The following is a 20225-nucleotide window of genomic DNA, read 5'->3' as shown; positions in this document are numbered from 1 at the left end:
ATGGATAATATTGGATAGGCTGTTATTATTATAGTATCTACAGAATTGGTTCTCTTTTTAACTCGTATAGAAGTCGTTGGTAATCTGATGTGAAAAGAAACTGGCTTATGTGAAAGATTCCATAAGTAATAAATGGGGCTGCAAAGACATCAATACTGTAATGAATATGCCCCGCCAATACTGTATAAGCAAAAACAATGGATGTTATAAGGCAAAAATAACGGAATGAGGGATTTTTCCAAAAAATTAGCATCATTAAAAATGGCCCACCAACATGCCCGGAAAAAAACAAGTCTCCATTAAACAAAACAAATGAAGAAAAATTATCGGGAATCACCAGTTGATTAGGGGGTGGTCCTAGATGGGTCATACTGATAAAGGCGCAGCGAATTAATATAAATAGGGCGGCACTTTTAGTAACAAAAGGAAGATATGCAGGTTGTAATAGAATAAAAATAGTGAAAATTGTCCAGAAAATAATTGCTATATGCACGTGAAAAAAAGTGACGTCACGAAGTGGCAAGTTATCTAGAATTAAATCATTTACTGGGCTACCTGCCATCAGAGACGCATAATTTCCTGCAAAATTCATAATGAGGAAGCTCGTGATAAGCAAAAAAATTCCACTTACCAAGCTTCTTATAAAATATCTTTCTTGATAAAGAATTTGGTAGCGATTCGTAATAGCTTTCATGATTTCACCATGGCATGGTAGATTTTCTCATATTGTTCGGTGGTTCGCTGGATATCATGCTCTTCAGACAATTTTCTACTTTCTATCCCCATTTGTGTACTAATAACCTGATCACCAAGGATTTTGATCATATAATGGGATAATGTCTCAATATCTTCAGGTTCAAAGAGATAGCCATTTACTCCTTCTTTAACCAACTCAGGTAAAGCCATGGCATTTGCAGCAAGGAGAGGCAGTCCTGACGCGATTGCTTCCAGTGCGACAATACTTTGCAATTCAGCAATTCCAGGATTCACAAAACAATTGGCGAGACCATACACTAATGGGTATTCTTCATCTGATAAATAGCCTGTGAAGGTGACGTGCTCCACAAGATTCAGATTATGAACCAGAGCTTGCAGGGACTGTAGCTCTGCACCACGACCAGTTAATACAAAGTGCGCATCAACAGATTGTCTTGCTTTATGAAATGCCTGAATAGCAATTGCCAGATTTTTTTCTTTATCCAAACGACCAGTATATAGAAGAACAGGTTTGTGAGGAATTTTATAGCGTTGCCTAATAATGTTGGCATCTTGTTTGGGCTGAAACTTTTGCCGATCAACTCCACAAGAAATCACATGAATTGTTTTTTGTAAATGGACTGTTTTAAGTAAGTTGGCTGCTGTATGGGTAGGAGTAGTTACTATCATTACCTGGGTTAGCATATCAACCACAATCTTCCAGGTGGTGCGATGAAACCATTTTTCAAAACGTTTAGGAAGACGAGTGTAGTGGAAAAAATTTTCAGGCATAAAATGATTAGTGGCCATCAAAGGAATTCCAGCTTTAAGACAAGCACGATAACAAATTCCACCCAAGAAAAATTTACCCTGCAGGTGAACGACATCAGGTTTAAAAGTCTCTATTGTCTTTAAAATGCCTTTCTTAATGAAGATAGGCCAGCAAACTCGAAAATTTTTGTATCCAACAGCAGGCCAGGAGCGTACTCCGTAGAGATTGACTCCATCATAGCTTGTATAACCTTGTTTTAAGCTTCGAGAGGGACATATAACGAGAACTTCATGTCCTTTGCCTTGTAAGGACTTTGCCAGACGGTGAGTAAAATAAGCTCCACCATTCAAGTCTGGGGGATAGCTATCCAGTACTGTCAGAATTCTCATACGCTTTTTCAGGCATCATAGAAGAACAGGTAGATTATCATTTATACAAGTATACAGCAATAATTTCTCATGCTATCCTAAAAATGTTTTCTTTGATTATCAACCGCCTTATAGTACAATAAATAATCTACTCCTTAGCAAATCAGTTCTATGACGTCAGTAAAAATCATTGGTATGGGAAAATATTTACCCGCTAATAAAGTGTTCTCATTAGAGTTGGACAAAAAACTTAACTTACCGAAGGGTAGCGTTCAAAAAAAATCAGGACTAATTTCTCGACATTTTTGCAATTCAAATGAAACTACTTCCTATATGGCTAGTCAAGCAGCATTACAAGCAGTGCAACAGGCAGACATTGCTTTGTCTGATATTGATGCAATTATTGGCGCCTGTGGGGCTGCGGAACAACCTATACCATGTACTGCGGCATTAATTCAAAAACAGCTTGAACTTGAAGAGTCTGGAATTGCTTGTTTTGATGTTAATAGTACCTGTCTTAGTTTTCTTACGGCACTTGATACTGCTTCTTATATGATCTCTGGCGGAAGATTTAATCGAATACTAATTGTATCGAGCGATATACCTTCAACGGGCCTTAACTGGAACGATATGGAAACTTGTACAATTTTTGGTGATGGTGCTGCGGCATGTATACTCGAAAAAAGTGAAGGTTCAAGCCGAATTTTAGCAGCTCATATGAAAACATACAGTTCAGGATCTGCCTTTTGCCAGGTTAAAGCAGGAGGAACTCTTATTCCGCCTGCGAGAGAATACGACAAAAAATATGGTCTATTTGAAATGGATGGGAAGAGTGTATTTAAATTAGCTAGTCAAATGATAGGTGATTTGCAAACTGAATTATTTGCCAAGGCAGGGGTTACCCTTAGTGATGTGAATTGGGTTGTTCCGCACCAAGCCAGTTTATTGGCAATGCATCATATACGTAAAAGGCTTGGTATTCCCAGTGATAAATTTGTGGATATTTATGCTACCCATGGTAATCAAATGGCTGCTTCAATGCCTTCAGCGTTGTGTCACTTATCTCATAATCAAAATTTACAGCGCGGGCAGCTGATTTATTTATTGGGAACAGGAGCTGGTCTATCTGCTGCCGGAATGATACTGGAGTATTAGTATGATTTCAGTCGTAACAGGAGCCACAGGATGTTTAGGCTTAAATCTTACCAAACGCTTAGTTGAAGAGGGTCATGAGGTTATTGCCTTAGGGCGTAATTTGCAACTTGGCGACATTATAAAAAAAATGGGAGCAACTTTTATTCCTTTAGATTTAAATGACTTGAACTCTTTATCTTTAATAAGCCAAAATGCAAATCTCATATTTCATTGTGCCGCTTTATCAAGCCCATGGGGAAAATACAAGGATTTTTATCAAGCCAATGTGATTGGTACTCAACATGTTGTTGCGGCAACTCCCAGTGATGCCAGACTTGTGCATGTATCCACGCCCAGTATTTATTTTGATTTTACTGAAAAACATAATATTAAGGAAAATTCACCTCTGCCATCGAAACCAGTCAATTATTATGTTCAAACCAAATTAATTGCTGAATCAATTGTTGATAAAGCCAGGGTAGAGCGACAATTAGATGTTATTACGCTACGGCCCAGAGGGATTTTTGGTCCCTACGATCGTGCAATTTTCCCTAGGCTACTAAAAGCAGAGCGTAGTGGAGTGCTTCCAATAATAGGCTCTGGTAATCATTTAATTGATATTACTTTTGTAGAGAATGTAGTAGAAAGTATGATTCTCGCTGCCTTGGCAGATAAGCACTGTTCAGGAAAAAAATATAATATCACCAATGATGAACCACGGACTTTTATTGATATTCTTTCAATGATATTTTCTGCCCTTAAAAAACCATTGAAAACGAAGAGCATACCTTATGCACGTGCACAATCATTGGCCAAACTTTTGGAATTTTTTCATCGAATGTTTCATTTTAAAACAGAGCCAAGAATTACAACCTATGGTGTAGGGGTGCTTGCCTTGGGACAAACCTTAAATATCGATGAGGCAAAAAGGGATCTAGGTTATAAACCCATTTGTAGTATCGATGAGGGTATAAAAAAATTTGCTGATTGGTATTGCTCATGAATACAGAGTTTCGGTTATTTGAAGTGGGTTATTGCAAACATTGTCAGCGTATGACTTTAAAAAATGGGAGATTCAAGAAGTATGAATACCCATCTTTTTGTGCTCTTATTAAACATCAAAACCATGGGTACATTTTATTTGATACTGGTTATTCCGAGCGATTTACAAGTTTGACACAAAAATTCCCCGCATCCTTGTACCGTCGCTTAACTCCTATGACATTGGCAAAATCTTTAAAAGATCAACTATTAGAAATTCATATCAAGCCAGAAGATATCAATTATATTGTGATTTCACATTTTCATGCTGATCATATTGGTGGATTGCGCGATTTTCCTAATGCTCAATTTATATGTCATCCTGAAGCGATAGACGATATCCGACATAAAAATGGTTTGAGAGCATTATTTAATGGTTTTTTACCAGGATTATTACCTAAAGATTTTTATGAACGGCTATTCCTGATGGAGAATGAAATCAAACTTGGTGAGCATCTTTTGCCTTTCTCTAAAGGGTTTGATGTATTTGGTGATGACTCATTAATTGCTATTCCTTTACCTGGGCATGCTAAAGGACAAATTGGTTTGTATTTTAAAGCGCCTAACGACACGTTCTTAATTGCCGACAGTTGTTGGCATCAAGAAACTTTTAAAGAATTAATTTATCCGAGTCAGTTGACGTATTTGATTCACCACGACAAGACTGCCTATGTAAATACAATCCAAAAATTGCATGAATTATATCAAAGAAATAAAGCCATAGATATTATTCCTTCACACTGCCAGCAACTGCGTTCGAGAATTGGGAATCCTGAATGTTAGTGCATATTCTATTTCATTATTTCAATGCACTTTATCTTGGTAGAGTTATCAATACTCCAGAGAAATTAAAGGTTCATCAAAAAAAACAATTCAATAAACTAGTAAAAAATAGTTTAAGTCAATCGGTATTCTATAGAGATTATCTAAATACTCCTCTGGAACGCTGGCCAATTATCAATAAAAAAATCATGATGGAACATTTTGATGATATTAATACGGTCAATATCAAAAAAAATGAGGCATTAGAGGTGGCTCTGCAAGCCGAAAATACACGAGATTTTTCTCCAATGATAAATGATATTGCTGTTGGGTTATCCTCAGGAACTTCAGGTAATAGGGGTTTGTTTTTAGTTAGTGCAAAGGAAAGAGATGCTTGGGCGGGAATAATCCTTGCCAAAGCCATGCCGAATGGTTTGCTCTCGAAAGAGCGAATTGCTTTTTTTCTGAGAGCGAATAACCAGTTGTATACCACTTTAAATAAAAGCAAAACAATACAGTTCTATTTTTTTGATCTTTTAGCTGATTTTGATTCTCATATCCAGAGATTAAATACTATCCAACCTAGTATTATCTCGGCACCCGCCAGCGTACTTTTAATACTTGCATTTCATAGAGAGCGTCTGAAAATCAATCCAAAAAAAATATTTTCAGTGGCTGAGGTGCTAGAACAGGAGGAAAAAGAGTTTCTGGAAAAGGTTTTTGACTGTACAGTCTCACAAATATATCAATGCACTGAAGGTTTCTTGGCCATTAGTGAACGGAAAACCAATCGCCTATTGATGAATGACGAATTTCTTATTATTGAAAAGGAATGGCTGGATGAAGACCGATTTGTGCCGATTATTACAGATTTGTATAGGTATACTCAGCCAATTGTTCGCTATAGGCTTGATGATGTTTTAGTGGTTAAAAAATCAAATAATGTTTTTACGGAGTTGAGGAATATTGAAGGACGTTTAGGTGATGTATGTTATGGGAAAAAAGGACAAGAGGTGGTTCCAATTTTTGCGGATGTCATTCGACAACGTATGGCAAGCAGTGGGGTGAGCTTTGAAGATTATTTAATCTGTCAGAAGACGCTAACAGAATTTACAATTCAAGTAATGCCAGAAATAAGCAACAAAAGTCAATTAATTGATCATTTAAATCAGCTTTTCATTTACAAGAACTGTGAACCTCCACAATGGAGTTGGCTACCATATGATGAGCACAAACCGGGTATGAAACGTCGAAGAATTCAATCAATGTATTGTCCTGAAAGCAAAATGGACGGATGACAGAACAAGCGCACTTATAGAGTAGCTGCACATAAATGCAGCGAACACAGGAATTCAAAAATAGAAACATCTATTATACTCTGCTAACTGGGCGTTAACTTCAATCCTTTACAGTAATTGCGAAAGGAGCAAAGAGTGATTTTCCATTGATTTGCACTTGAGCAAACATTTTGATAAATCCCCCTTTATTAGGTTCAATATGAAATTGTAACTCTGGTCCTCCTCGTTCAGTTTCATTTTGAGGTTCTTTCCCCATAGGATGAATGTGAGTAACGGTTTTAAAATCATCATTGAAACCAACGATATGTGCATAGGCACCCATAACAGGTTCCAACGTATGGATAGGGTTTCCTTCGGTATCAGTAATATCAATTTTACCCATAACTGGCTTACCTGCTTGTAATGGCAATTTATCAAAGGACAGTTTGAATTGATAGCCATTAACTGTGCTTACAAATGATGTTCGATGATCAATGTGATTTTCCTTTCTTTTTATTTTCTTTTGAGGTGAAAAATCGGCAATTATATATTCCTGAGTTTTTGTATTAGCAGGTAATAGATCAGCCCATGCCCGATAGGCGGCATTCTTGAAGATAGGTTGCCATTCAAATTGGTAGATACCAGGTGTTGCTGTTTCAATTGGATGGACGTGACTGTAGTCCCTGAAAGTATCATCAATAATCAGTAAGTGAATTTTTTGCGTATGCGCTTCAACAAGATCGCTTAAGGTAACTGGTCTATTATTTTTTATTTCAGTTAACTTGATGAAGACGAGTTTCTTATCCTTTTTATCAATTATCTTTTGAATTGACAGTTGCATGGTAGGGGGATTCACTGATTGCAAAGAAGAAAATGTTGTGCTTTTCATCGTGTGATGATGTGAATTTCCAGCAAAAACATTGCAATAGTATGAATTGAGTAATAGTAAGTTAATTATAATAATGGCAAATTTTTTCACAATACAGAGATCTCCAAAACAATTCGGAATTTAGTAAAATGCTATTGATCTGTTTTTGGATAATTATAATTGAAAGTAATCTATTAAATCTATTTACTTTACTTAGTATTGTTAAATTGTCTATATTGTAGTTATTTCCTTGTCGTTGTGATGGGGGCGTTAATACCAACGTTTTTAGGCTTTATTATATATTTTATTTTGCCGCTAAAACTTTTGGTGGAATTAAGCTCACAAAATAATGGATGAGCGAAAGCAAAGGATAAATGCCATGGGAGAAGAATGGTTTAAAAAAACACCCAAGGAAATTGCTTTATACTTTAAAACGGATTTGATTTTGGGGCTGACTGAAAAAGAAGCAGAATCAAGATTGAAAGAAACTGGCCCTAACTTAATTACCAAACAGAAAAAAACATCTGCCCTTATTATTTTCCTTCAACAATTTAGTAGTTTGGTCACATGGGTGCTCTTGGTCGCAGTTATTGTTTCCATGTTACTTGGTGAAACAGTTGATGCTATCGCTATTTTTGCAATCGTCATTTTAAATGCCATCATTGGTTTTGTATTGGAATACCGAGCTGAACGCGCCATTCATGCATTGCAGAAAATGGCTGCTCCCAAAGCGACTGTCTTGCGCGATGGATATACGAAGAGGATTACTGCTTCTGATGTTGTGCCTGGTGATATCCTGGTTTTTGAAAATGGTGACTTCATTGCAGCCGATGCAGGTCTTTTGGAACAGTCGGCACTCAAAGTCAATGAAGCATCACTGACAGGAGAGTCAATACCGGTTACTAAAGATCTTAATGTTTGCACAAAGAATACTCCTTTAGCTGAACGTAAAAATATGGTGTTTATGGGGACTTCTGTTGCCGATGGCACAGGCAGAGCAATTGTTGTGGCCACAGGGATGAAAACTGAGATGGGCCGTATTGCCAAGATGCTTAGTGAAGCATCCAGTGATGAAACACCTTTACAGAAAAAATTAAATCAGGTGGGCTCTCGTTTATTGTGGTTTTGTTTTTTCATTATCATTTCCATTTTTTGCTTGGGTCTCTTACGTAATATCCCTCTTATTAAATTATTTATGAGTTCTGTGAGCCTGGCAGTTGCTGCAATTCCTGAAGGTCTGCCTGCCGTAGTTACAGTAGCTTTAGCACTGGGTGTGCAGCGTATGGTGCGGCGTGCAGTGCTTGTTAGACGATTATCGGCAGTAGAAACACTGGGCAGTTTACAAGTCATTTGCACTGATAAAACAGGAACGCTAACTGTGGGTGAAATGACGGCCCGAAAACTCGTTACTGCGAGTGACACTTATAGTATTCTCGGAGAAGGTTATCACCTAAATGGAGGATTTTTAATTCAAGGTCAACACGAGTTGAGTCCTTCTGAAGACAAATTGTTACAAGCCATCCTGCGAGTCATGGTTGTCTGCAATAATGCTGAGATTAGTTGGCAAGGAAAGCAAGCAACCATGGTGGGAGACCCAACTGAAATTGCACTTTTGGTAGCAGCAGAAAAGCGGGATGTATGTAGAAGTGAATACCAAGTATCGCTTCCAAGAATTAAAGAGTTACCATTTAATTCCGAACGTAAGCGCATGACAGTAATATGCCAACAAGAAAATGAACTTATAGCCTTTGTAAAAGGGGCTCCGGAAACTATTTTGGAGCGATGCTCTCATATTTTGACGAAAGAAGGCATTAAAAAATTAACACTGAGCGACAAAGCATACATGAAGCAATCTTGTGAATTAATGGCCAGCGAAGCATTACGTATTTTGGCATTTGGTCAGCGTCAATTAGAGCATGCTCTGTTAGATCAAGATGACGAAAAAATTGAAAATAATTTCATTTTCCTAGGCCTAATTGGTCTACAAGACCCACCACATTCTACTGCAAAGGAATCGGTCAGTCGCTGCAAAAAAGCTGGCATTAAACCGATTATGATCACAGGTGACCATCCTGATACTGCAAGAGCCATTGCCAATGAGCTAGGTATTTTAGATGTGGGGGGGCGTTTAATTACTGGTAATGAGCTTGAGAAAATGCCAGAGGAAGAGTTTGATAATTGTGTTAAAGATATTACAGTCTATGCTCGAGTAACAGCTGAGCATAAATTAAAAATTGTTCGGGCATGGAAAAGACAACAAGTTGTGGTAGCAATGACAGGAGATGGAGTCAATGATGCCCCTGCTTTAAAAGAGGCTTCTGTGGGTATCGCAATGGGGAAAACGGGTACCTCAGTGACTAAAGAAGCGTCTGATATCATTGTTATGGACAATAATTTTACTTCTATTGTTGCTGGTATAGAAGAGGGTCGTACCATTTATGACAACATTGCCAAAACACTTTCTTATTTATTGGCGGGAAATAGTGGAGAACTATTGGTCGTTTTTATTGCTCTTTTAATCGACTGGCCATTACCTTTATTACCCATACAGTTATTATGGATTAACCTGGTAACAGATGGTTTGCCGGCTATCGCTCTCGCAACTGATAAGGCGGATCCTGAAGTTTTGAATCGTCCACCCAGAGCTACACAAAAATCTCTGATGAATATTTTGTTTTTTAAGCGAGTGATATTTATTGGTAGCTTAACAGCTGCTGTAACACTCGGTGTTTTTGCTTATGAATATTTAATTGATAATGATTTAACTCAGGCTCAAGATGCTGCGTTTTCAGTGTTAGTGACGGCTGAACTCCTACGATCTTTTGGAGCACGAAGCCAAACAAAAACTATTTGGCAAATGGGGTTATTTTCTAATCTGCGTCTATTTTTTATTGTAAGCATTAGTTTCATATTACAAATAGTGATCCATAATATTCCAGCATTGAGAGCGTTGTTTGGCGTTACTCAGGTTTCGCTTGCACAATGTCTCCTTTGGATAGTTTTAGGTATGCTCCCTTTATTAGTATTAGAAGGGCAAAAGTTGTTAAGGACGAGTGGTTATAAACAAAAAATAAGGAATAGGTGAAAAATGATACATGACCATCATCAAGGACATAAACATTCTGATAAAGGACATACCTGTAGTCATCATGAACAGAAAGAGCACAAATCTCATGTTGTAGGATCAACAATGGACGGTGCGATTGTCTATACTTGCCCAATGCATCCTGAAATTCGTCAAGATAACCCAGGGGTTTGCCCACTGTGTGGGATGTCACTGGAACCTGAAAAAGTGACAATTGAAGACGCATTAAATCCTGAATATCTGGATATGAAACGTCGATTTTGTATAGCAGTGCTTCTTACATTACCCGTCGTGGTATTAGAGATGGGAGGGCATTTATTGAAACACTTTATCTCTGCCAGTATTTCTAACTGGATTCAACTGCTATTTGCTACTCCGGTGGTGTTATGGTGTGGCTGGCCATTTTTTCAACGTGGCTGGCAAACTCTTAAAACACATCAATTGAATATGTTTACTCTAATAGCTATGGGTATTGGGGTGGCATGGGTTTATAGTATGGTGGCAGTACTTCTGCCCGGGGTATTCCCAATGGCTTTTCGAAGTCAAGAAGGAGTAGTTGCTGTGTATTTTGAGGCGGCAGCCGTCATTACTACCCTTGTCTTATTAGGACAAGTGCTGGAATTAAAAGCAAGAGAGCAGACCGGCAGTGCCATCCGTGCTTTATTGAAATTAGCTCCTGACAGTGCGCATCGTATAAAAGAAGATGGGAGTGAAGAAGAAGTATCTCTGGATAAAATTAATGTCGGTGATTTATTGCGCGTTCGCCCTGGTGAAAAAATACCGGTAGATGGTGAGGTACAAGAAGGCCGAAGTTTTGTAGATGAATCCATGGTGACAGGGGAACCTATTCCAGTTACTAAAGAAGCAGGTGCTAAAGTTATTGGTGCGACGATTAACCAGACTGGTAGTTTTGTTATGAAAGCACGTCATGTTGGTAGTGATACTATGCTTTCTCGCATTGTTCAGATGGTGAGTGATGCTCAACGAAGCCGAGCACCTATTCAACGGTTAGCAGATACTGTATCTGGATGGTTTGTTCCTGCTGTGATTTTAATTGCAGTGTTTTCTTTTATTTTATGGGGATTGTTGGGGCCACAGCCAGCACTTGGCTATGGCTTGATTGCTGCTGTATCTGTATTAATCATTGCTTGTCCTTGTGCCTTAGGCTTGGCAACTCCGATGTCTATTATGGTAGGCGTAGGTAAAGGAGCTCAGAGTGGTGTGTTGATTAAAAATGCTGAGGCGCTTGAGCGAATGGAAAAGGTGAACACGCTTGTGGTTGATAAAACAGGAACACTCACTGAAGGGCACCCCAAATTGACGCAGATTGTAACTGATCAAGGCTTAAATGAGGAAGAGGCATTAGCGCTAGCGGCATCGCTTGAACATCAAAGCGAACATCCGCTTGCCAAAGCCATCGTGAGTGCTGCAAAGGAAAAACAGTTGGCTCTTGAACCAGTTCAAGATTTTGACGCCCCAACTGGGAAAGGAGTAGTTGGTAAAGTAAATGGTCATCGTGTTGCCATTGGTAATATCAAATTAATGCAAGAGCATGGGAACGATAATGCTTCTCTTTTTACAAAAGCAGATGAGCTCCGTGCCAAAGGTGCCTCTGTGATGTTTATGTCTATTGATGCTAAAACGGTAGCCCTTTTGGTAGTGGAAGATCCAATTAAATCAACAACCCCTGAAACCATCCAAATACTTCAACAAAGTGGCATTGAAATTTATATGCTGACAGGCGATAGTAAAAAAACGGCGGAAGCTGTGGCAGAGACACTTGGCATAAAAAAGGTGGTGGCAGAAATCATGCCGGAGGATAAAAGCCGCATTATCAGTGAATTAAAAGAGAAAGGATTCACTGTTGCAATGGCAGGAGATGGGGTGAATGATGCTCCGGCACTGGCGCGAGCTGATATTGGTATTGCCATGGGGACTGGGACAGATGTGGCTATTGAGAGTGCTGGTATTACTTTATTGCATGGGGACTTGCGTGGTATTGTCAAGGCTCGTCGTTTATCAGAAGGGACCATGAATAATATACGCCAGAATCTCTTCTTCGCTTTTATTTATAACATCCTGGGTGTCCCTTTGGCTGCGGGAATCTTGTATCCATTCACAGGCTTACTATTAAGTCCAATCATCGCTGCAATTGCTATGGCGCTTTCTTCAGTTTCAGTAATTGTTAATGCGCTTCGATTACGAGGATTAAAACTATGAAATTAGAAGATGCAGTAATTTATGAAAAATAATACTGTTCGGGCGATTATTCAAGGTACTCTTGACCGTTTGGTACCTGTTTTAATGACAGCAGCAACAGCGGCTCTTGGCTCAAGTCTTATTGGGAGGACTATTGACCTCTACGTTTTTAAATAGGTTCGTTGTAACAGCAGATTATCACATGATTGAAATCTGGCTTGAAAAGCATCGACAGGTTTAATAATTGAAAATTAACATTCCATGAGCTATTTTTTATTTATCACTTCTTATTCAATAAAATTTCAATGGACAATCTGGATAGATCTTTGGGATTTTATAGACAAGATGTTTTTAAAAAGGAAATTTGGTTTCAGATTGCCAGTATCGACTATGAAGAACTGATTCATTTGTTTGATTTTAAACTATTATTCAATTCTTATAAAAAACCCATAAAACTATTGGATATAGGATGTGGGACAGGTCAATTTCCAAGAATGCTTGCCAGTCATCTAGACCCTGGAATTTCAATTGATTACCATGGTATGGATCCATCACCATATAGTTTGGAAGAAATAAAGAAATCTCTAACAGATCCCTTTAGGGCTCCTACACTGATAAAGGCGAAAGCAGAAGATTTGGATGCTCTTCCACTTAAAGAAAATAGATACGATATTATATGGGCTATACACTCTTGCTATTGTTTAGATAACAGTTCCATTCCAGTTGTTCTTGAAATCCTGGTGCAAATGCTTAATGATAACAATTCAAAACTCATTATTTATCAAGCCTCTCCTGTTTCTTCCTATTATCTAGCGCAAGAGATGTATTATAAATATGTTATGCCGCAAAATTATCAGCCTTTAGTATTTGCCTCAGATATACAAATGGCACTGGATGAATTGTCAATTAGTTACGCGATTGAGACAATACGGTTTAATCACGCAGTTCCTAAACATTTTTTGGAATACTATCTGGCTCAATGTTTGTTTTCTTCTACTCCGTTAAAGCTTTGGTATGTATCAGATAAGTCTCGAAATTGGCTTGAATCACTTCGAGCTGAAGATATCTATTTTTTTCCTCAGGAAGTCTGTTTAATTACAGTACAGAAGAGAGATTAGTGAGTTTTACAAAATACGTTTATGAGCTAGTGTAGCTCGCACGAATATTTGTACTGGGCCATTGAGAGATCCGGAGAATCCTTAAGTCGGTTGGCCGTTCCATTACTCCCCGAGCCCCAGGAGGAAGATGTTCGGAAAATCGTGGAAGAAGAACTATAAGCCTTTACGATTTGCAAAATATTAAACCGAGATTGAGAAAATGGAATTTTCTGATGATTATCTCTATTGCTTTATCAAAATCGTCTTTTGGATACTCTTACTGTTTTATTTTTAGTCCAATAATCATATTTAATACCGCTCAACTATAAGTTATTTCAGAATGATTCTCATAAGACTCGTCTGAATTTTTATGACTGTTTCTTCTTTTTTCATAGAAGATTCCTGGTATCCGCACTGATTGCTTTTTATCTTGATGCTTAAATTCAATGTGCAATTCTGCTTCATTGGTCTCATTCATCGCTATGATATTATCACTGCTATGTCGCCTTTTTATCGAAGGGGTTACTACTTTCATTTTCTTAATTATAGGTTTATATCCTGGCAAAGATTCGTTTCTGTTTTTTAGTTGTTTTTCAATATCATCTATTTGATTGTTATCATCTACAATGTATTCATTACGGAGATGTTCTTCCTGTTTTAAAGTACAGGTTAAATAAATATCATAGGAGCTGGCACCCATCCACAATAAGTTACTCACCGTTGAAAATATTCCAGAAATATAATCGTAAGTTGTTAAATCTTGGCCTGAAAATAAACCATAAATCGATACCATAGAGAATCCAGCAGCAACCAAAAACATGGATGATGATACAAGTCTTCTACTTAATAGACTCATTAATAAATTCCTTAATTCAAAACGAGAGTAATGGTATTTGAAATTGAATGAGTGGCCTCAGACATAAAAAATCAATTATTTTCAAATAATTAGTTACTTGGATTTTTTCGCAAATTAAGCATCGTTATTTAATTCTTGTCAAGACCCAAAATAGTTTTTATTTTCTATTAATATTAGTACGTTATAAGGAGGTCTACTGCACTGAATCTTAAAGCTTTTTTGGTAATTTTTTATTGAAGACGTATCATCCATATGGTGAAATAAAAAATTACCAAAAAAGCTTTAAGATTCAGCACATTAAACGTTCTCGCTACAATTCAACTACCGAATTTAGGATCATTGCTCAATAACAAGACTAATTGCGTCTAATTTAGGTTAAACCACATCACCCTTTCCGGATACCCTCTCAAAGAATGTTACAAGAAACGATATCGTTTTCTTCATTCAATTGAGATTGCTCATCAAGAGACTCAAGTTCTGGCAAAATACGAAAGTTATCAAAGTTTCGTGCAAAATTAATTAAATGCTTTGTGAAGTTCCAGTTTTCGGTATTACCAAAAATATCATTTAAAATGTCTTCGGATGTTTTTCCTAACTTAGGACAACATTTTTGTAATAACTCGTTAGCATAGGCATCGTTTATTTCTGACCACTTGCTGAATATTTTTTCTAAGTTTTCAATCTTAGTTTCAGTGTCATCAAATATGTGTACTTCATTTTTATGAAAAAAATTACCTATAAGAAATAGGACGAAGACACGAGATTCCATATATTCGTTCGGAATAGCATTCAGTATTGATGGAGTAAGTAATTTTAAGGGGAGATATTTACCATCAAAGAGCTGAGTTAAAAAGCGTAAATTCCAGCTACTATACAAATCGACCCATTCTTTACTTAGCTGAAATTCGCTGACAACCTTATTTTGTGAATTAACAGTTAAGTCAGGAAGTAAGTCATATTGATTATCATTGATGAGAGAGCCTCCTTCTCGTAAAATCAGATCCTTAATCGTGGTGTTATTGTGCGGACGGAGGTACTCAAGCATGGCGATTAAAACTGCTCCTGCGCAAGTATTAGGATTCCTATTATCTCGGAAAATATCTTCCCATATCACTTCTAAAATATTGATAGAGACATTTTTAACAGATACATCACGTACTTCGCCGAGCGAATAGGGTTGAATTCTAGCATTCCACAGCATTAGCCCATGTTTTTCAATAAATTTTTTGGCCTTCTCTTCAACATTGTCATTCAGATTACCTTCTAGAGAACGAACAAATGCCCCTGCAATTATTCCGGGCTCAAGAGAAATTGCCTTTAAGTTTTTGAAAATAGTAGCTCTATCCCAACGGAATCCAAATAATAAGTTATTTATGGGATTACCAGGGTATGAAACATTTCTTTGATTTACAAGGAAACTATAGATATCTTCAGTTAGCGTAGGGCTATTGGACATAGTTACAGAGAACGCTTCAAACAAACATAAAAAATTTAACCCTATTTGCAGCTGGTTAGCACTCTGCTCTAACTCTACATCTGAAACCAGCTCCTCTTTTTCTATAAAAGCTAATAACTCGCAAAGCAGAACGTTGTTTAGGATCCCTATTTTAAAACCTTCAATCAGTGATGTTAAATCGATTGGTTCCCTGCGTATCTTGGTCGTAAAATCTTTAAAATTTTCATCCCGTGGCTCAAAGTTATCTATATTTAACTCATTAAATATTTGTTGTATGTATATAGGATCAGATTTTGTCAAAAGGTAGGCCGTAGCTCGATCTAGGAACCTTCTTGCCAAAATCCTATTTGCATTTTGATCTTCATCGATTTGTTGCTGTATTTTATCTATATTTAACATCTTGACTCCGCTATCTACTTAAAAATTATACTTGGTGCATATTGAACCTAGTGCCTCGTCAATATTGAATTTACGGGTATGATCGCCTATCTTGCATTTATCTTTGCGTGATTTTTTGCTGCAAAAATGCTCGAATTAGTTGCTAGTCCTGTGCTTTTTGCAGCAAGTAATCCCACAAATCCGAACGCAATTTAGATGCCAACCTGGGGTATTTTAAGAATACCCGCGAAATTGTCTCCTTGGTTCAGTCTACTCGTTAATTACAATTTTCTCTGGGGGTATCCAAACAACTTTATTATCGCGCCATTCACATACTTGATTCCCTGCCTGCTTATGTTTTAACAATGCATCGTTTATCCCGGATTGGATGATTTTTGTTACTTTTTCTGGATCATTAAGAATTTTGGTGATGTTGTCATTCAAATGCTCATCTTGTTTCATTAGAAAATCTCCGAAAGGTTTTTCCATATCTCTTTATCTTTAATAATTAGACTATGATGCTTAATTTTTGAAGCAATAAGAGAAAGGTTATTGGTATTTGAATTGTCATAGAGCTGCCACGATTCTGCTAGTGGACTATACAAATTGAAGAAATTTTTTAATCCTGATGCATAACGTCTTCGAATGGTTTCTTCTGGAACTGAGTGCCCACCTGCTTTAATGCGTTCTTTAACCCTAAAAACAGCAAGGTCAGCATTTTGCAACCATAAAAAAATTAAATGGAACTGATAGCCTTGCTTTTGTAGTTTGGGTATCCAGGTTGCAAAGGTTCGACTTGCTAGTGTTGTTTCAAATGCAAAATTTACTTTTTCATTTGCAAGCGTATGAATGCGTTCTAGCATAATACGACCTGCTTGAATAGCTGCTCTTTCAGGTTGATAGGCACAAAGCCCTTGAGCTATGACATCCGCATTTACAAAATTATTAACATGCAATGCATCTTTTAATAAGGCAGGTGCTGCAGTTGATTTCCCAGCCCCATTAGGACCTGCAATAATGATTAAATGAGGCATACATTTACTCCATTGATACAATAGAGTTTTTTAATCTCTTTATAGTTCGGCATAGAGTTGAACCTCTGATTTTTTATTTAAAAAATGGAAACAATCTATTTCAGTTGTTTTTACTGATAACTGTTTGATGATCTTATCAAGATCAATTGAAATATCTTTTATTAATAGATCATAACGACCATAGAAATTAATATGAGTCCATGCAACCGGAGAAAACTGCTTGATCAAATTTGATTGTGGCAAATCTCCTTGTTCTTCGTGATAATCCATTAGCTTTGTAAGGATACTTGCATTGTAATAGATTGTTGCATTTGCCAATAAGCGAGCGCATTCATTCCAAACAGAAATTTCTCTATCGCTTGTTCCTCGAAAACTTTTACCATGAATCAAGGAAATATGGCGGCGTAATTGATGATAGGCTTCGCCTCGATTTAATGCACCTTGCACGGATCGGTGTACCACTACATCGCTAATGTAATCTAAAAGATAATCACTCATTAAAACTGCATTCATATCCCATAATGCAAGTTTGGTTTGATTGCTAAACGCATTACAACTCAACTTACTAATGATATTGCTTTGATTTGTTTCTCCAACGAGTAATGAAGCTAAAATATGCTGAATATTGTTTTCCTGTTTGCTTAGCCTATTACTGTTAAGCTGACTGGATGGTTTAATCAGATAGTCTTTAAATTTATTAGGATCAGAAAAAGAAATGATCGATTCAGTTTTTGTTGATAAGGAACGATAGCGCGGGGCAAATACTTTATTAATAAGGTAAAGTAATAGAAAGTTGAGTTGATTACTCCCTTCTGTATCGGTTGAGAAAATATCAGGTTGAACATCGGAGGTATTGTTGTAGATCAGATCAAACAAATGACAGCTTTCATGTTCATTAGCACCAATAATCTTAACATTCAGTGGGATATGGTTGGCTAGCAGTGTATAAGCCACAACGCCTTTCATTAGCCCAAAATATTTGGGTGAATATCTAGCAAGTAAGGACTCAAGTTCGGTAATAAATTTTTGCCCATCAAGACTAGCATGTAACAAATCAGCTGAAAAATTCCAGTGACGAAATATAGGCAAAGCTGCAATTGCATTACTAATTACATCATTGGCATTACGCAATGTTGCCAATCTTATATAATTGTGATCAGAGACAGCTAATTCGTTTTGTGGCAGATCGCATAATTCCGCCATTTTAGCAGAACCTAAATTCGTTCCCTTGCCGATAAGATTCGCAAAAATGCATAATTCATCAAGTTGGCTTTTTGCTTTATGAGGTTTAATGTGCGTGAATTGTTGAATAAAATGAGTATGCTGATTAACAAAATGGAGTATTTGGCTAATGCTAACCGTGGGGATCTTTTCATATAAGGGGTTTTTAAGCTCAATATCCTTCTTCGTATAAGGCAAGGTCCAAATAATAGAACCATCCTTGGCCGTTTTAATTTTAATATCGGAGTTTTCGCCATTCTGAATTGCTTCATTAACTTCAATAATTTTTTTATCCAGTGGCTTAGCCTTTTCTTCAATAAATTGCTCAACTGATTGATCTAACCGACGGTTGCTTAACTTTTTGAGTACAGCTTTTTTTTCTTCTGACCAATTTGGAAGTAGTTCTGACTCTAACGAGCGATACTTTGTACTGTCATTGATAAAGAGCGATTTATTTTCTAAATAGCAAGCGACTTTTGAATAACAATAATATTCATAACGACCAACACAGATATTCTTCTGTGTTTCATCAAGAATATATTTTTTTATACTGGCCGTTATAATTTGTTTTGGAAAATTTTTATAGGGTGCTTGGGTTAATGAAAGATCATCAGAAAGGGTGGTTTTAATAAAATCAAGTGCTTGCTGCAATGAACGGTGCTTATTACTAGTAAAAGGCAAAACTCTGAGCAACGAACGTAGTAAGGGGTTATAGGTTCGTGCCAAGTTATCAATACTTTGCCATGTAAATTTTTCATTGAATTTATGATTTTCATATCGATTAGCCACCTGTTCTATAAGTTCTGGGTCGATTATTGAATAAGCTTTTTCGATAATGCTGCTGAATGGCTGTGTTCTATCAATGTCTTTATCAATATAAAAGCGCATTAATTTAGCGACGACTGCTTTTTGTTCTGATTCCTCTAATGCTTCTGCTAATAGCAGATCCTGAGTGCTTTCTTTAATGGATTTATCATATTGATTAAAAACATAAAGAAACATAGTAACCAAATTATCGCATATACGCTGATAACGGTAATTTATAAAGCATAATAGCCACAAACAGATCTGTAATTGGTTGGTTCGATTTAATCCTTGAACAGTATAATGTTCAACAAGTGAAGCATAGTAAGCCATGCTTTTCTTCGGAATTTCTAAAAATGGCAGTACACGCTGAGCGATTTTATACAACGGAAGATAAGCAATAACGTTATCAATTTCTTGATAAATAGCTTTTGGCTTGAAATTCTTAGGTTCTTTTTTTAACAATGTTATTTTAAAATGTTCCTCTTTCTGCTCAAGTAATTGGAACAGTGACGATACTTCCATATCGGTTATCCGAGCCTTAATGATAGTGCTAATTCGTTTTTGTTCTGCATATATTGCATTGGAGATCATCTCTTGTAGTGTTGTGTAACCAGAAAGGACAATTTTATTTTCTTCAAACCACGTTAAAATTTCTTGAAAGATAAAGAGAGGATCAGCAGACAATCGTGCCAAATTGGCTGTTTTCTCCAATAAAAATTTATTGTGCTTTTCCTTGCTAAATAATGAATAACCAAACAAGGATAATACCCACTGTTGATTATTGTATTTGGCTTTTCGTCCGATTGTAGCTTTGGTTGTGATAACGCCTTCAAAATATCTTTCTCGGATGTACTCAAAGTCAAAATGAACTTCATTAAATGACCAGGAGAAAAAATTTTGCTTTGCTTTAAAATAGCCCAGCTGCAAAACAGCATCAATTTTAGTTTCGATGGTTGCTTTTGTATCTAAAACATATTGTTCTTGTTGGGTTAGTTCAAAAAACCATTCTTGCTCTTCTCGACTAAACGTTGGAAGACCATAAATTTGTTGGTATTCTTCGTCCTTTAAAACGCGAATCCGTTTATTTTGTTTTGTTTCGGAAAACATTTTAGTTGTTTTTGTCCACAAAAAACGATGGTTTTATGAAGACTATAAGTGTATATTATTTTATATT

15 protein-coding genes and 1 pseudogene are annotated in these 20225 nt (G+C 36.8%); 8 read left to right on the top strand and 8 right to left on the bottom strand.

The genetic code is table 11. The annotated features are described in order from the left end of the window. Nucleotides 1-37: 37 nt before the first annotated feature. Both ACZ5EK_RS08570 and ACZ5EK_RS08565 read right to left on the bottom strand, forming a co-directional pair. Nucleotides 38-694 (bottom strand): phosphatase PAP2-related protein, encoded by a 657-nt coding sequence (locus ACZ5EK_RS08570; RefSeq protein WP_464429071.1) that lies wholly within the window; start codon nucleotides 692-694, stop codon nucleotides 38-40. Next, nucleotides 691-1857: a glycosyltransferase family 4 protein gene (locus ACZ5EK_RS08565; protein WP_464429070.1), complete on the bottom strand. Its 1167-nt coding sequence runs from the start codon at nucleotides 1855-1857 to the stop codon at nucleotides 691-693. Before ACZ5EK_RS08565 ends, ACZ5EK_RS08570 begins: the two co-directional genes overlap by 4 nt. A gap of 150 nt (nucleotides 1858-2007) precedes the next feature. Here ACZ5EK_RS08565 and ACZ5EK_RS08560 point away from each other — a divergent pair, with 150 nt between their 5' ends. The 4 genes from ACZ5EK_RS08560 to ACZ5EK_RS08545 are packed head-to-tail and all read left to right on the top strand — an operon-like array spanning nucleotide 2008 to nucleotide 6071. Then, a complete protein-coding gene (locus ACZ5EK_RS08560; protein ID WP_464429069.1) occupies nucleotides 2008-2991 on the top strand; it encodes a beta-ketoacyl-ACP synthase III in 984 nt (327 codons plus the stop codon). 1 nt (nucleotide 2992) lies between these two features. After that, complete coding sequence (locus ACZ5EK_RS08555; RefSeq protein ID WP_464429067.1) at nucleotides 2993-3973, top strand: NAD-dependent epimerase/dehydratase family protein; 981 nt, start codon at nucleotides 2993-2995, stop codon at nucleotides 3971-3973. Continuing rightward, a complete protein-coding gene (locus tag ACZ5EK_RS08550; protein ID WP_464429065.1) occupies nucleotides 3970-4794 on the top strand; it encodes an MBL fold metallo-hydrolase in 825 nt (274 codons plus the stop codon). Before ACZ5EK_RS08555 ends, ACZ5EK_RS08550 begins: the two co-directional genes overlap by 4 nt. Further along, entirely contained in the window at nucleotides 4788-6071 is a 1284-nt protein-coding gene (locus ACZ5EK_RS08545; RefSeq protein ID WP_464429064.1) for a F390 synthetase-related protein, read from the top strand. The genes ACZ5EK_RS08550 and ACZ5EK_RS08545 overlap by 7 nt, the downstream gene beginning before the upstream one ends. A 100-nt stretch (nucleotides 6072-6171) precedes the next feature. On the opposite strand, the gene ACZ5EK_RS08540 is transcribed toward ACZ5EK_RS08545, so the two are convergent. Continuing rightward, nucleotides 6172-7029 (bottom strand): hypothetical protein, encoded by an 858-nt coding sequence (locus ACZ5EK_RS08540; protein ID WP_464429062.1) that lies wholly within the window; start codon nucleotides 7027-7029, stop codon nucleotides 6172-6174. 268 nt (nucleotides 7030-7297) lie between these two features. Here ACZ5EK_RS08540 and ACZ5EK_RS08535 point away from each other — a divergent pair, with 268 nt between their 5' ends. The 4 genes and pseudogenes from ACZ5EK_RS08535 (at nucleotide 7298) to ACZ5EK_RS08520 (ending at nucleotide 13320) form a co-directional block, all read left to right on the top strand. Then, on the top strand, nucleotides 7298-10003 hold the full coding sequence (locus tag ACZ5EK_RS08535) for a cation-translocating P-type ATPase (protein WP_464429061.1): 2706 nt from the start codon (nucleotides 7298-7300) through the stop codon (nucleotides 10001-10003). A gap of 3 nt (nucleotides 10004-10006) precedes the next feature. Continuing rightward, the gene (locus tag ACZ5EK_RS08530) at nucleotides 10007-12223 is read left to right on the top strand and encodes a copper-transporting P-type ATPase (RefSeq protein WP_464429059.1); all 2217 of its coding nucleotides are present in this window, start codon (nucleotides 10007-10009) and stop codon (nucleotides 12221-12223) included. Nucleotides 12224-12262: 39 nt separating this feature from the next. Next, a pseudogene (locus ACZ5EK_RS08525) lies at nucleotides 12263-12443 on the top strand (hypothetical protein); the annotation flags it as partial. A gap of 85 nt (nucleotides 12444-12528) precedes the next feature. Further along, complete coding sequence (locus ACZ5EK_RS08520) at nucleotides 12529-13320, top strand: class I SAM-dependent methyltransferase (RefSeq protein WP_464429058.1); 792 nt, start codon at nucleotides 12529-12531, stop codon at nucleotides 13318-13320. Nucleotides 13321-13618: 298 nt separating this feature from the next. On the opposite strand, the gene ACZ5EK_RS08515 is transcribed toward ACZ5EK_RS08520, so the two are convergent. The 5 genes from ACZ5EK_RS08515 to ACZ5EK_RS08495 form a co-directional block, all read right to left on the bottom strand. Next, nucleotides 13619-14155 carry a hypothetical protein gene (locus tag ACZ5EK_RS08515; RefSeq protein WP_464429057.1) on the bottom strand — a complete coding sequence of 179 codons (537 nt, stop codon included), beginning with the start codon at nucleotides 14153-14155 and terminating at the stop codon, nucleotides 13619-13621. A gap of 406 nt (nucleotides 14156-14561) precedes the next feature. Beyond that, nucleotides 14562-16010 (bottom strand): hypothetical protein, encoded by a 1449-nt coding sequence (locus ACZ5EK_RS08510; RefSeq protein WP_464429055.1) that lies wholly within the window; start codon nucleotides 16008-16010, stop codon nucleotides 14562-14564. A gap of 249 nt (nucleotides 16011-16259) precedes the next feature. Next, a complete protein-coding gene (locus ACZ5EK_RS08505; RefSeq protein ID WP_464429053.1) occupies nucleotides 16260-16451 on the bottom strand; it encodes a hypothetical protein in 192 nt (63 codons plus the stop codon). Beyond that, a complete protein-coding gene (locus ACZ5EK_RS08500; protein WP_464429052.1) occupies nucleotides 16451-17023 on the bottom strand; it encodes a zeta toxin family protein in 573 nt (190 codons plus the stop codon). Before ACZ5EK_RS08500 ends, ACZ5EK_RS08505 begins: the two co-directional genes overlap by 1 nt. Before the next feature lie 39 nt (nucleotides 17024-17062). Beyond that, nucleotides 17063-20158 (bottom strand): Tn3 family transposase, encoded by a 3096-nt coding sequence (locus ACZ5EK_RS08495; RefSeq protein WP_464429051.1) that lies wholly within the window; start codon nucleotides 20156-20158, stop codon nucleotides 17063-17065. Nucleotides 20159-20225: the final 67 nt, after the last annotated feature.

This window comes from Legionella sp. JM-2024 (genome assembly GCF_055389095.1).
The sequence above is the reverse complement of the archived record's forward strand: the minus strand, read 5'-3'. Positions and strand labels throughout refer to the sequence as shown.

Bases quoted from the DNA above. Each gene is read 5' to 3' on its own strand.
- ACZ5EK_RS08560 (WP_464429069.1), top strand. From the start codon at position 2,008: ATGACGTCAGTAAAAATCATTGGTATGGGAAAATATTTACCCGCTAAT.
- ACZ5EK_RS08510 (WP_464429055.1), bottom strand. From the start codon at position 16,010: ATGTTAAATATAGATAAAATACAGCAACAAATCGATGAAGATCAAAAT.
- ACZ5EK_RS08565 (WP_464429070.1), bottom strand. From the start codon at position 1,857: ATGAGAATTCTGACAGTACTGGATAGCTATCCCCCAGACTTGAATGGT.
- ACZ5EK_RS08555 (WP_464429067.1), top strand. From the start codon at position 2,993: ATGATTTCAGTCGTAACAGGAGCCACAGGATGTTTAGGCTTAAATCTT.
- ACZ5EK_RS08495 (WP_464429051.1), bottom strand. From the start codon at position 20,158: ATGTTTTCCGAAACAAAACAAAATAAACGGATTCGCGTTTTAAAGGAC.
- ACZ5EK_RS08550 (WP_464429065.1), top strand. From the start codon at position 3,970: ATGAATACAGAGTTTCGGTTATTTGAAGTGGGTTATTGCAAACATTGT.
- ACZ5EK_RS08515 (WP_464429057.1), bottom strand. From the start codon at position 14,155: ATGAGTCTATTAAGTAGAAGACTTGTATCATCATCCATGTTTTTGGTT.
- ACZ5EK_RS08545 (WP_464429064.1), top strand. From the start codon at position 4,788: ATGTTAGTGCATATTCTATTTCATTATTTCAATGCACTTTATCTTGGT.
- ACZ5EK_RS08535 (WP_464429061.1), top strand. From the start codon at position 7,298: ATGGGAGAAGAATGGTTTAAAAAAACACCCAAGGAAATTGCTTTATAC.
- ACZ5EK_RS08500 (WP_464429052.1), bottom strand. From the start codon at position 17,023: ATGCCTCATTTAATCATTATTGCAGGTCCTAATGGGGCTGGGAAATCA.
- ACZ5EK_RS08505 (WP_464429053.1), bottom strand. From the start codon at position 16,451: ATGAAACAAGATGAGCATTTGAATGACAACATCACCAAAATTCTTAAT.
- ACZ5EK_RS08570 (WP_464429071.1), bottom strand. From the start codon at position 694: ATGAAAGCTATTACGAATCGCTACCAAATTCTTTATCAAGAAAGATAT.
- ACZ5EK_RS08530 (WP_464429059.1), top strand. From the start codon at position 10,007: ATGATACATGACCATCATCAAGGACATAAACATTCTGATAAAGGACAT.